We start from the raw sequence: 12776 nt of genomic DNA on the forward strand, positions 1-12776 counted from the left end.
TGGCAGGATCATGACGGACACTGAGGATACGACGCAGACAGACTCAGCAGGCAGGGACGTGGAGTTCGGGGTCGACACCTTCGGGGCGGTGACGATCAGCGGTGACGGTTCCCCGGTGACGCAGTCGCAGGCGATCCGCGACATCGTCGACGACGTGGTCCTCGCCGATGAGGTGGGTCTCGACTTCTTCGGGGTCGGGGAGCATCACCGGCCCGACTTCGCCGTCTCGAGTCCGGAGATGGTGCTCTCGGCGGCTGCGGCGCGGACGAAGTCGATCCATCTCGGATCGACGGTCACCGTGCTCAGCTCCGATGACCCGGTGCGAGTCTACGAGCGCTTCGCGACCCTCGATGCGGTCTCGCACGGACGGGCCGAGATCGTCGCGGGACGCGGCTCGTTCATCGAGTCGTTTCCGCTCTTCGGGTATGACCTCAGCGACTACGAGGTGCTCTTCGAGGAGAAGCTCGAGCTGCTCGCGAAGCTGCTGCGGGACCAGCCGGTGACGTGGCAGGGAACGACGCGGGCGCCGCTGTCGAACCAGTCCGCGTACCCGACCACGGAGAAGCCGATTCCCGCCTGGGTCGGGGTCGGCGGCAGCCCCGAATCGGTGGTGCGCACCGCGAAGTACGGGTTCAACCTGTTCCTCGCGATCATCGGCGGCGCACCCGAGCGGTTCGCCCCCTATGTCGACCTCTTCAAGCGCGCGCAGGACGAATACGGTGTGCCGCATCGGCCCGTGGCCATCCACTCGCCGGGCCTCGTCGCCGACACCGATGAGGCGGCGCGCGAGCTCGTCGCCGAGGGCTGGCTGCGGTCGCGGAAGAAGATCGGCCGCGAACGCGGCTGGCCCCCGCCGCAGCCGGGCGACTTCGAGGCGGAGATCGAGTCCGGCTCCCTCTACGTCGGCTCCCCGGAGACCGTGGCGAAGAAGATCGCGAGAACCGTGCGCGCCCTCGGCGTCAACCGCTTCGACCTCAAGTACGACCAGGCCGAGGTCACGCACGCCGCGCTGCAGACGTCGATCGGCCTCTATGGGGAATCGGTGGTCCCGCTCGTCAAGGACATCCTCTCCGGCAGCTGACCGCGGGCGGGAGCCGAACTCACTGTTTCGGACGCCAACCGGCACCCGCGTCGATGGCATCGGCGATTCTCAGGCTGGCGTCCCGGAGCGCCATCGCCTGATCGTCGCTGAGCGCATCGAAGACCAGACGACGGACCAGCTCGGCGTGGGCCGGAGACGCGTCGGAGACGATGTCGAGGCCGCTCTCAGTCAGTCGCGCAACGGTGACCCGACCGTCGTCGGGATCGGCGTTCCTGATTGCCAGCCCTCGCTTCTCAAGACGTGCGACTGCACGGGAGAGGCGAGAAAGAGTGCTGTTGGCAAACCGGGCCAAGGCACTCATTCGCAACGTGTGCCCGTCGGCTTCTGACAGGGCGAAGAGGATGCCGAACTCGAAGTGGCTGATCCCCCAGTTCTCCTGCAGCTGCGCATCGAGCACCGGCGGCAGCCATTCGAGCACTGTGGCCAGGGCCGACCAGGTCTCGAGCTGAGACCCCGAGAGGGGACCGCCGCGCTGCAGATCTGAGGATTCCTCGGAGGTCATCCGACCACAGTAGTCGATTACTTGACCAGGAAACCATTCGCGCTTAGTTTTTACTTGTCTGAGAAAGTAAATGAGCGGCAGGGAGTGCAACGATGAGTCTGCAGGGCAAAACTGTGTTCATCAGTGGGTCGACTCGTGGAATCGGCCATGCCATCGCTGTGGGGTGTGCGGCTGACGGCGCCGAGGTGATTGTGCACGGACGCACCGAACCGGCAGTCGACGCGGCCATCGATCGAATCCGTGCTGCGGTGCCCGGAGCGTCGATCAGCGGGTGTGCGGCCGATCTGGCCGTAAGCGTGGAGGTATCAGGGCTCCTCGACCGGCTCCGAGACCTCGGGGTCGACGTGCTCATCAACAACGCCGGGATCTTCGACGTCGCCGACTTCACGACGATCAACGATGATGAGTGGTCGCGGTATCTCACTGTCAACCTCATGGCCGGAGTGCGGCTGTCGAGGGCCCTCCTCGGCGGCATGCTCACGCGGAATTGGGGCCGAATCATCTTCATCGGAACCGAGTCGGCCGTCGATGTGCCCGCGGATATGATCCACTACGGAACGACCAAGGCCGCGGCGCTGGCACTGAGCAACGGACTCGCGAAACTCACCAAGGGCACTGCGGTGACCGTGAATACCGTTCTCGGTGGTCCGACCTATTCTGACGGGGTTTCCGCACGCATCGAGGAGATCGCGGCAGAACGGGAGATTTCGACCGAACAGCTGAAATCCGGCCTCGTGCGCCCGACGTCGCTGCTCGGACGCTTCATCGACCCGGAGGAAATCGCCGACGTGGTGGTCTTCCTCGCCGGTCGTCGTTCCTCAGCGATCAACGGAGCGGCGGTGCGAGTCGACGGCGGCGTCCTCACGACGCTGACGTGAGTGCACTCGCCATGCAACTCGTTCAACGCGCGGCGCAGGGAGCACCGTGTCCATCGCTGTCCGGATGCTCGATCAAGCGCTCGTGCGGATGAGTTGAGGCCGCACAGTGTGTCCGTCCCCGACGTGCGGCCTCCGCGGAGGCTGTATCCGGTACCGCCGGGCGGGGAAGCACCGAGGGAACAGACAGGAGCCGAGCAGCACCCGACGGTGAGCCTGTCGCGCGAACGCAACCTGGGCTGGGACCTCACTCCGGATCCGTCGCCACCCCGGATGCGTCGGCGCCAGCCGGTTCCCAGAGCTGGATGACGTTGTCTTCCGGGTCGGTGAGGATCGCGAACCTGCCGTTGGGATAGGTCTCCGGATCGACGTCCACCGCGATCCCGGCCTGCCGCAGCTGCGAAACCATCAGGTCGAGGTCGGCGACGCGGAAGTTCACCGACCAGGTCTTGGCCGGTCCACCGAAATGCTCCGAGTCCGCGGGCATGGCCGCGAACACGGTCGGGCCGGACTGCTGCCACCACGAGGGCGTGTCGTAGGTCTCGGGAGGTGCCTCGACTCCCAGATGCCGTTCGTACCAGGCGGTCAGCTCATCGGGCCGCTCAGCGCGAAAGAAGACCCCACCGATACCGGTCACACGTTCCATGCCCTCCTCGCTTCCGTCGTTGAGCTCTGGATGGTCCGCCGTTCGGGGCAGTCTGGTCTGGGCAGTCTAGTTCACTCCGGCTGTGTGTGACGCCCGAGACGGGTCGGAAGGAGACGAATCGTCTCTGCGGAACGGGATCCGGTATCGAGGATGACAGTCAGTATCGAGGACGGCAACAGTATCGAGAAGGGCTGGGGCAGCAGACACATCCCGGGCACGACGAAGGCCCCGAACCAGAGGTCCGGGGCCAACGCCTGCGAGTGCTGTCTCAATTGCTCTCGAGTGGAGGTAAGGGGACTCGAACCCCTAACCCTCTGCTTGCAAAGCAGATGCGCTACCAATTGCGCCATACCCCCAGGTGGGTTATCACCCTACACCGAGTCGGTGTGCTTTGACCATTCGGCCTGGGCACGCTGATTCGTGTGCCGCCACCGGAAGAACACCCCCAGCCCCACAAGGGTGAGACCGGAGAGAATCCACTTCTTCATGATCCTCCTCGAAAGGAAGTGGGCCTACCTGGACTTGAACCAGGGACCTCTTCGTTATCAGCGAAGCGCTCTAACCGCCTGAGCTATAGGCCCTTTTCGGGGTGAACCCGAAGTAAAAATATACCGAACGGCGCATCCCCTGCACAAATCCGCGCGCCGTGACACGCCTCACAGCGTGCCGGCGCGCGGATCCTGTGCTGCCGGACCGGTCAGTTCAGACCGGTCATTTGAGACTCAGCTCAGTCGTCGGTGAGCGTCAGGTGGAAGCCTCCGGCGATGAGGGAGCCGATGTTGTAGACGAAGGCCGCCAGCGTCGAGAGCGCAGTCATGAGGACGATGTTGATGACCGCGATGATGAAGCCCGCGGCGACGACCCGGCCGAAGCCGAAGATGCCGACGATCCGCTCAGCCGACTCCGCGCCGGCGAGCTCGGTCATCGTCGCCTCCAGGCCGCTCATCACGCCGGTGGCCTGGAGGACGATCCAGAGGACGACGAACGCGACGATCGTCGCGATGCCGATGGCCACGGACATGAGGAACGACATCTTCATGACCGACCACGGGTCGACGGCGGCGACGGTGAGGCGGACGGTCCGGGGACCCTTCCGCTTCTTCCCCTTGCCGTTGTCGACCATGTTCTTCACGCCCATCTTCACGCCGCCGGAGCTTGCGCGCACCGTGTTCGCGACGTTGCCCATCACCGAGGTGGCCGGACCGCTGCCGGTCCCGCCCGCGGTTTGGGAGGCGGTCGACTGGGAGTCAGCGGTCTGCGTGCTCGCCGAGGTGGCCGGGGCGGTGGGTGCCGATCCCGTCGACGGTGCGCGGCCGGGCTTGGGCGAGGCCTTCGGGGCCGGCGGAGCGACGACTGTGGCCTTCTCCGTCGCCGGGGCAGCGGACTTCTCCGCCTTCGCCGAGGTGCCGGTGCGCGGCGCAGAACCGCCGCGCCCGCTGTTCGACGATCCCGAGGAGCCCGAGCGGCCGGAACCGGAGGACCCGGACGAACCCGAGCTCGCAGCGGTCTCGCTCTTGCCGGAACCGGCGGTCAGACGGGTCGATCCGCTCGATGTGCGGATGATCTTGCCGGGTCCTGACTGCTTGTTGTCGCTCACTCTTCCACATCCTCGCTGCCGGTCTCGGGGTCCAGACCTTCAGGTTCTGCGCCGGCGGTGTCGGCACCATCGGTCGCAGCACCCTCGGGCTGGGCACCCTCGGTCTCGGGTGCCGCGGCCTGAGGAGCTGCGCCCTCGAGTGCCGGAACCTCGGCGTCGTCTTCGTCTTCCACTGCGGTTTCGGGTCCACGGGTTACTGCGATGATACGGTCATTCTTGCCCGGCTTCGCGAACACCACACCCATGGTGTTGCGTCCCTTCGCAGGAACCTCGTCGATATTCGATCGCACCACCTTACCGCGCTCCATGACGACGAGGACCTCTTCTCCCTCGTCGACGATGAGGCCTCCGACCAAGTCTCCGCGCTGCTCGGTGATCTTCGCAACTCGGATTCCCAGGCCGCCGCGGCCCTGGACGCGGTACTCGTCGACCGGGGTGCGCTTGGCGTAGCCGCCCTCGGTGACGACGAAGACGTACGTGCCCGGCTGGACGACGTCCATGGTGAGCAGCTCGTCGTCCTTGAACTTCATGCCGGTGACACCGCCGGTGACGCGGCCGAGCGGCCGGATCGAGTCGTCGTCGGCTGCGAAGCGGATCGACATGCCCTTGCGGGAGATCATGAGGAGGTGGTCCTCGGATCCGACGATGCGTGCGGAGACGAGTTCGTCCGGCTCCCCCTTGTATTCGCGCAGGTTGATGGCGATGACGCCGCCGGTGCGGTTCGAGTCGTACTCGCTCAGGCGGGTCTTCTTGACGACACCGGACTTCGTCGCGAGGACGAGGAACTCGGCTTCGTCGTAGTCGCGGATCGAGAGCACCTTCGCGATCGTCTCACCCGGCTGAAGTGCCAGGAGATTCGCAACGTGCTGTCCCTTGGAGTCCCGGGAACCCTCAGGGATCTCATAGGCTTTCGCGCGGTAGACGCGGCCGGTGTTCGTGAAGAAGAGGAGCCAGTTGTGCGTCGAGGTGACGAAGAACTGCTCGACGACGTCGTCGCCGCGCAGCTGAGCGCCCTTGATGCCCTTGCCCCCGCGATGCTGGGCGCGGTAGAGGGTCGACTGGGTGCGCTTGGCGTAGCCGCCGCGCGTGATCGTCACGACGACCTCCTCCTCGGGGATGAGGTCCTCCATCGACACGTCGCCGTCGAACCCGGCGAGGATCTTCGTGCGGCGGTCGTCGCCGAACCGGTCGACGACCTCGTCGAGCTCCTCGGAGACGATCTCACGCTGGCGCGCAGGCGTTTCGAGGATGTGGTTGTACTCGGCGATGAGGGCCTCGATCTTCTCCGACTCCTCCTGGATCTTCAGCCGCTCGAGGGCCGCGAGGCGACGCAGCTGGAGGTCGAGGATCGCGTTGGCCTGGAGTTCGTCGACCTCGAGGAGCTCCATCAGCCCGGTCCGCGCCTCGTCCGAGGACGGGGAGCGGCGGATCAGGGCGATGACCTCGTCGAGGGCGTCGAGGGCCTTGAGGTAGCCGCGCAGGATGTGGGCGCGCTCCTCGGCCTTGCGGAGGCGGAACTTCGTCCGGCGGACGATGACCTCGATCTGGTGCTTGACCCACAGGCGCAGGAACGAGTCGAGCGAGAGGGTGCGCGGCACGTTGTCGACGAGCGCGAGCATGTTCGCGGAGAAGTTCTCCTGCAGCGAGGTGTGCTTGTAGAGGTTGTTGAGCACGACCTTCGCGACGGCGTCGCGCTTGAGGACGATGACGAGGCGCTGGCCGGTGCGGCCCGAGGACTCGTCGCGGAGGTCGGCGATGCCGGCGACCTTGCCGTCCTTGACGTACGAGGCGATCTTCGCCGCGAGCGTGTCGGGGTTGACCATGTAGGGCAGCTCGGTGACGACGAGGCACGTGCGGCCCTGGATCTCCTCGACCTCGACGACGGCGCGCTGGGTGATCGATCCGCGGCCGGTCCGGTAGGCGTCCTCGATGCCCTTGTGGCCGAGGATCGTCGCCCCGAGCGGGAAGTCGGGACCCTTGACGATGCCGAGGAGGGCTTCGAGCGCCTCCTCCTTCGTCGCCTCGGGGTGGGAGAGGAGCCACTGGGCGCCGGCGGCGAGCTCGCGGAGGTTGTGCGGCGGGATGTTCGTCGCCATGCCCACCGCGATGCCCGCCGAGCCGTTGGCGAGCAGGTTGGGGAACCGGGAGGGCAGGACGACGGGCTCGAGGCTGCGGCCGTCGTAGTTCGGCTGGAAGTCGACGGTGTCCTCGTCGATGTCGCGGACCATCTCCATGGCCAGCGGCGCGAGCTTGCACTCCGTGTACCGCGGTGCTGCGGCCCCGTCGTCGCCGGGTGAGCCGAAATTGCCCTGTCCGGCGATGAGCGGGTAGCGCATCGTCCACGGCTGGACGAGGCGGACGAGGGCGTCGTAGATCGCGGAGTCGCCGTGCGGGTGGTACTGGCCCATGACGTCGCCGACGACGCGGGCGCACTTGGAGAAGTTGCGGTCGGGGCGGTACCCGCCGTCGTACATCGCGTAGAGGACGCGGCGGTGGACGGGCTTGAGTCCGTCGCTGACGTCGGGCAGCGCGCGCCCGACGATGACGCTCATCGCATAGTCGAGGTACGACTTCTGCATCTCGAGGTTGAGATCGACCTGTTCGACGCGGTTGATCTCGGTGGGGGTTTCAAAATCGTCAGCCAATGTGGGCTCTTCCCTTGTGTCGTGACCGTTCTTCTGGCCTCGGTGCCCTCTCCCTCAGCGGGAGCAGCGCTCCCGCCCGTGAAGGCGCGGGGTCCGTGGCGAACGGCGGCGGATGGAATGTGCGTGGCAGGAGTGCGGATCCGGCGCCGAGGTGGGGCATCCGGATCCGCATGCCGGCTCAGATGTCGAGGAAGCGGACGTCCTTCGCGTTCTCCTGGATGAAGCGGCGACGTGAGTCGACGTCGTCGCCCATGAGGACGGTGAAGATCTCGTCGGCGACGATCCCGTCGTCGAGGGTGACCTGCCGGAGCAGACGCGTGTCGGGATCCATCGTCGTCTCCCACAGCTCTTCGTAGTTCATCTCGCCGAGGCCCTTGTAGCGCTGGATCGCCTGTTCCTTGGGCAGCCGCTTGCCCTCGGCCTTGCCGGTGGCCAGCAGCGCGTCGCGCTCCTTGTCCGTGTAGGCGAACTGGTAGGGCGCGTTCGACCACTTGATCTTGTAGAGCGGCGGCATCGCGAGGTAGACGTAGCCGTGTTCGATGAGCGGCTTCATGTACCGGAAGATCAGGGTGAGCAGCAGCGTCGTGATGTGCTGGCCGTCGACGTCGGCGTCGGCCATGAGGATGATCTTGTGGTACCGGAGCTTGTCGAGGTCGAACTCCTCGCCGATGCCGGTGCCGAAGGCGGTGATCATCGCCTGGACCTCGTTGTTGCCGAGTGCCCGGTCGAGCCTGGCCTTCTCGACGTTGAGGATCTTGCCGCGCAGCGGCAGGATCGCCTGCGTGAACGGGTTGCGTCCCTGCACGGCCGAACCGCCGGCAGAGTCGCCCTCGACGATGAAGACCTCGGAGATGTTCGGGTCCTTCGACTGGCAGTCCTTGAGCTTGCCGGGCATGCCCGAGGACTCGAGGAGGCCCTTGCGCCGGGTCGCCTCACGGGCCTTGCGCGCGGCGAGTCGGGCCTGCGAGGCCTGCAGCGCCTTGCGCACGACGTCCTTGGCCTGGGCGGGGTTCGACTCGAGCCAGTGTCCGAGCTCGTCGCGGACGACGCGCTGGACGAAGCCCTTGACCTCGGAGTTGCCGAGCTTCGTCTTCGTCTGTCCCTCGAACTGCGGGTCGCCGACCTTGACGGAGATCACGGCGGTGAGGCCTTCGCGGATGTCATCGCCGGTGAGGTTGGGGTCCTTCTCCCGCAGCAGCTTCTGCTCGCGGGCGTAGCCGTTGATGAGCGAGGTCAGCGCGGTGCGGAAGCCCTCCTCGTGGGTGCCGCCCTCATGCGTGTTGATGACGTTGGCATACGTGTGGACCGACTCGCTGAAGGCCGTCGTCCACTGCATCGCGATCTCCAGGGAGAGCGTCTCGGAGGTCTCCTCGGCTTCGAAGACGATGATGTCGGGGTTGATGAGATCGACCTTCTTCGCCGAGTTGAGGTATTCGACGTAGTCGAGCAGCCCGTGATCGTACTGGTACGTGACCTCGCGCGGCTTTGCGTCGGCCTCTTCGTCCTCGTCGATCTGGACATTGTCGTCGTCGACCTGGGCGTGGCGCTCGTCGATGAGCCTGATCTTCAGACCCTTGTTGAGGAAGGCCATCTGCTGGAACCGCGCGCGCAGGTACTCGTAGGAGAAGTCGGTGGTCTCGAAGATCTCCGCATCGGGCCAGAAGGTGACGATCGTGCCGGTCCTGTCCGTCGGCTCCCCGCGCTGCAGCTCACCGGTGGGCACGCCCCGGCGGAAGTCCATCGTCCAGTGGTAGCCGTCGCGGAGGACCTCGACGTCGAGGCGCTCGGAGAGCGCGTTGACGACGGTCGAGCCGACGCCGTGGAGGCCGCCGGCGACCGCGTAGCCGCCACCGCCGAACTTGCCGCCGGCGTGGAGGATCGTGAGGATGACCTCGACGGTGGGCTTGTGCTCGGTCGGGTGCATCGCCACCGGCATTCCGCGGCCGTTGTCGGCCACGCGCACTCCGCCGTCGGCGAGGATCGTCACGTCGATGTCGTCGGCGTATCCGGCCATCGCCTCGTCGACGGAGTTGTCGACGATCTCCTGCACGAGGTGGTGGAGTCCGCGCTCCGAGGTCGACCCGATGTACATGCCAGGGCGTTTGCGGACCGCTTCGAGACCTTCAAGTACCGTGATGTCCCCGGCGTCGTAATGGGGCTGTTCCTCGGTCGTCATGTGACTCCTCGTGCAAATGGACGTTATCAGCTCACTATTCTACCGCGCACGGCTGACAAATGCCCGCAAGCGGCACAGAAACGTCCATATCGGGATTTTCGACCCGGCAGACGTACCCCCGGACGCAGACGGGTCCGATTATCGCCGCTACAGGCCTTCTGCTGATTCTGCCGACATCGCCGATCTCCCTCTATCCGAAGGTGTCGCGCGGACCGCGTCCGCGCACGCTGCGGCGGCCCTTCTTGAAGGTCCGCCCGGCCGGCCCGCGGATCTCGAGTTCGGTGATCGTCGAGGATCCCAGTCCCGCCTCGAGGGCCCGAAGGATCGTCGGACGCAGCACCCGCAGCTGCGTGGCCCAGGTCGTCGAGTCCGCGGCGATGACGAGCAGCGGCGGAGAGAAGTCGACGGGAGTGCAGTGGCGGGCGACCTGTTCGCCGACGAGGTCGGGCCAGCGCCCGAGCACCTTGCCGATGTCGATCGACGACGACCAGCCGCGGGAACTGATGAGTCCGCCGAGGACCGAGGAGATCGCCGTGGGATCGCGTCGGTCCTTGCCCGCCGAGGTGTACGTGACCTCCGCGCGGATGCGGGAGCGGCGGCGACTGCGGACGAATCGCGCCTCGGTCGCCTCCATCCGCCGCACCCGGTCGAGGGCTTCGAGGGCGGCGACCGGGGTCGCCTCGTCGCGTTGAATGCCGCTCATGAGGCGGGCTCCTCATCCGGGCCGTCGGTCCGGAGCATTGTCGACTGATCGATCCGCGCGCCATCGAGACCCGCGGGCAGGTCGGCGTCGACGGCGGCGGTGACGAGGACCTGCTCGGCCGCGGTGATCCGTGCCGCCAGCCGGTTGCGTCGCCCGGTGTCGAGTTCGGCGAAGACGTCGTCGAGGACGAGGATCGGCTGTTCGGCGGTCGATCCCGCGTCCGCGCTGAGGAGATCCCAGCCGGCGAGCTGCATCGCCAGGGCGAGCGACCACGTCTCACCGTGGGAGGCGTACCCTTTCGCCGGGTGCGAGCCGATCATCAGGGAGAGGTCGTCGCGTCCGGGGCCGTGGAGGGTGACTCCGCGGTCGATCTCCGTCGTCCGGCGCCGCTCGAGGGCGCCGAGGAGGAGTTCGCGGGCCTCGCTCGCCGAGGTGGTCTGCGAGTAGTCGATGCGCGAGTCGTAGGTCGCGCTCACTCCCTGCCTCTCCAGGCGGGCGTCGGCGGCGATGTAGGCGAAGTTCTCCTTGAGCGGGTCGACGATGTCGGCGAGCACCCTCTGCCGGCCGAAGACGAGTTCGGCGGCCGCCTCGGCGTAGGCCATGTTCCAGATGTCGAGGGTCGCCTCGAGTCCGGGATCGCGGTCCTCGCGGAGGCGCTTGAGGAGGGCGTTGCGCTGCTTGAGGGCACGCTCGAAGTCCGTGATCACCGAGGCGAAGCGCGGATTGCGGGCGACGACGAGGGTGTCGATCCACGACCGCCGCTCGGCCGGTTCGCCGCGCACGAGGGCGAGGTCCTCGGGAGCGAAGACGACGGCGGAGACGAGTCCGAGGATCTCCCTGATCCTCACGGGTGAGCGGTTGACCCGGGCGCGGTTGGCGCCTTTGGCCTGGATGGAGACTTCGACGGCGGCATGCCGCGTCCCGCGGTTGACGAGGGCGGAGACGGTGGCCGAGCTCGCCTCCTCGTGGACGAGTGGGGCGTCGAACGCCACCCGGTGGGAGCGCAGATGCGCGAGATACCCGATCGCCTCGACGATGTTCGTCTTGCCGGTGCCGTTGTCGGCGACGAAGGTGGTGACTCCGGGCCCGAACTCGAGGTCGAGCTCGGGATACGACCGGTAGTTACGCAGCGAGAGTCGGGATATCCACATTCAGATGCGCGTGGGCATGAGCAGGTAGCGATACGACTCATCGGCCGACGAGTCGAGGTCCTTCTGCCCGGAGATGATGACGGGCTTCATCGGCTGGGTGAAGGAGAAGTTGACGTAGGGGCTCTCGATCGCCGCGAGTCCCTCGGCGATGTAGTGCGGGTTGAAGCCCACGGTGATCGGCTCGCCCTGGAGCACGGCTTCGACGGCCTCGGAGGCCTGTGCGTCGTCGCCGGTGCCGGCGTGGAGGGTGAGCATGCCGTCACTGACCTCGAAGCGCAGCGGAGTGTTGCGCTCGGCGACGAGGGAGACGCGACGCACGGCTTCGCGCAGCACCGCGGTCTCGACGATCGCGTGGATCGGCACGGAGTCGGGGAAGAGCGAGCGGACCTTCGGGTACTCGCCCTCGACGAGCAGCGAGGTCGTCACCCGTCCCGCCGAGGTGAAGGAGATGAGGTCCTTGCCGGCATCCGTGCTCAGGCCGATCGTGACATCCCCGCCGAGGGACTTCGAGACATCGGAGAGCGTGCGGCCGCGCAGCAGGGCGACCGCGGAGACGTCGGGGCGACCCGGGTTCCACGTGAATTCGCGGACGGCGAGGCGGTAGCGGTCGGTGGCCAGCAGGGTGACCTTCTCGCCTTCGATCTCGACGCGGACGCTGGTGAGGATCGGCAGGGTGTCGTCCTTCGACGTGGCGATCGTGACCTGCGAGACGGCGTTCTGGAACTCCCCGGCGGAGACGGTGCCCGAATCGTCGGGGACCTGCGGCAGCGACGGGTATTCGGCCACGGGCATCGTCATCAGCGAGAAGCGCGAGGAACCGCACGTGACGTCGACCTTCGACCCGACCTGTTCGAGGGTGACCTCCTGGTTGGGCAGCGCCTTGGAGATGTCGGCGAGGAGTCGACCGGAGACGAGCACGGTGCCCGGGGAGACGACGTCGGCGGAGATCTCGACCCGGGAGGAGACTTCGTAGTCGAAGACGGCCAGGCGCACCGTGCCGCCGGTCTCGGCGGTGATGAGGATGCCGGTGAGGACGGGAGCGGAGGGCCGATTGGGGAGGGTCTTGGTCGCCCAGGTCACGGCGTCGGCGAGGACGTCACGATTGACTTTGAACTTCAGAGGGGTTGCTTCGGCGTTCACTTCACTCCTTCGGGAAATCACCCGATGTGCTCGCGACTGTGGCTTGACGGTGCTCGGAAAACTGTACACAGCCTAACCGATGATCCGATACCCGAGCGTGGTCGTCACGGCTGCCCGGACGATCGCCGAGGCGGTGCTCACCACCGCGGATCTCGGATCCGAGAATCATCGCCGAGGCGATGTTCGAATAGTCCTCAGCCTCCGGAGTGACCGCACGGTAGCCGAGCCGTCCGCCGAGC

General features: G+C 66.6%; 10 protein-coding genes and 2 tRNA genes. 2 read left to right on the top strand and 10 right to left on the bottom strand.

Annotated elements, in window-relative coordinates:
• Positions 1-10 precede the first annotated feature (10 nt).
• On the top strand, positions 11-1081 hold the full coding sequence (locus tag ACFQ91_RS11910) for an Atu2307/SP_0267 family LLM class monooxygenase (RefSeq protein ID WP_211978514.1): 1071 nt from the start codon (positions 11-13) through the stop codon (positions 1079-1081).
• 19 nt (positions 1082-1100) lie between these two features.
• Here the strand turns inward: ACFQ91_RS11910 and ACFQ91_RS11915 are convergent, their stop codons facing one another.
• On the bottom strand, positions 1101-1604 hold the full coding sequence (locus tag ACFQ91_RS11915) for a MarR family winged helix-turn-helix transcriptional regulator (protein WP_211978515.1): 504 nt from the start codon (positions 1602-1604) through the stop codon (positions 1101-1103).
• 92 nt (positions 1605-1696) lie between these two features.
• Between ACFQ91_RS11915 and ACFQ91_RS11920 the strand changes: the two genes are divergently transcribed.
• Positions 1697-2482 (top strand): SDR family NAD(P)-dependent oxidoreductase, encoded by a 786-nt coding sequence (locus ACFQ91_RS11920; protein ID WP_211978516.1) that lies wholly within the window; start codon positions 1697-1699, stop codon positions 2480-2482.
• Positions 2483-2726: 244 nt separating this feature from the next.
• Here ACFQ91_RS11920 and ACFQ91_RS11925 read toward each other — a convergent pair whose 3' ends face one another.
• From ACFQ91_RS11925 to dnaN, 9 genes are all read right to left on the bottom strand, one after another.
• Positions 2727-3125 carry a VOC family protein gene (locus ACFQ91_RS11925; RefSeq protein WP_211978517.1) on the bottom strand — a complete coding sequence of 133 codons (399 nt, stop codon included), beginning with the start codon at positions 3123-3125 and terminating at the stop codon, positions 2727-2729.
• 283 nt (positions 3126-3408) lie between these two features.
• A tRNA-Ala gene (locus ACFQ91_RS11930) sits at positions 3409-3481 on the bottom strand.
• 151 nt (positions 3482-3632) lie between these two features.
• A tRNA-Ile gene (locus tag ACFQ91_RS11935) sits at positions 3633-3706 on the bottom strand.
• 146 nt (positions 3707-3852) lie between these two features.
• A complete protein-coding gene (locus ACFQ91_RS11940; protein ID WP_249120965.1) occupies positions 3853-4722 on the bottom strand; it encodes a DUF3566 domain-containing protein in 870 nt (289 codons plus the stop codon).
• Positions 4719-7367, bottom strand: a complete 2649-nt coding sequence (gyrA, locus tag ACFQ91_RS11945; RefSeq protein ID WP_211978518.1) for a DNA gyrase subunit A — start codon at positions 7365-7367, stop codon at positions 4719-4721. Before gyrA ends, ACFQ91_RS11940 begins: the two co-directional genes overlap by 4 nt.
• Before the next feature lie 178 nt (positions 7368-7545).
• Positions 7546-9543, bottom strand: coding sequence for a DNA topoisomerase (ATP-hydrolyzing) subunit B (gyrB, locus tag ACFQ91_RS11950; protein ID WP_198500092.1), 1998 nt, complete (start codon positions 9541-9543; stop codon positions 7546-7548).
• A gap of 190 nt (positions 9544-9733) precedes the next feature.
• Complete coding sequence (locus ACFQ91_RS11955) at positions 9734-10246, bottom strand: DUF721 domain-containing protein (protein WP_198500091.1); 513 nt, start codon at positions 10244-10246, stop codon at positions 9734-9736.
• On the bottom strand, positions 10243-11397 hold the full coding sequence (gene recF, locus ACFQ91_RS11960; protein WP_198500090.1) for a DNA replication/repair protein RecF: 1155 nt from the start codon (positions 11395-11397) through the stop codon (positions 10243-10245). The genes ACFQ91_RS11955 and recF overlap by 4 nt, the downstream gene beginning before the upstream one ends.
• Positions 11398-12537 (bottom strand): DNA polymerase III subunit beta, encoded by a 1140-nt coding sequence (gene dnaN / locus ACFQ91_RS11965; RefSeq protein ID WP_171006973.1) that lies wholly within the window; start codon positions 12535-12537, stop codon positions 11398-11400. It abuts the gene before it with no gap.
• Positions 12538-12776 lie beyond the last annotated feature (239 nt).

This window comes from Brevibacterium sp. NPDC056726, assembly GCF_042790515.1.
Taxonomy (GTDB): domain Bacteria; phylum Actinomycetota; class Actinomycetes; order Actinomycetales; family Brevibacteriaceae; genus Brevibacterium; species Brevibacterium sanguinis.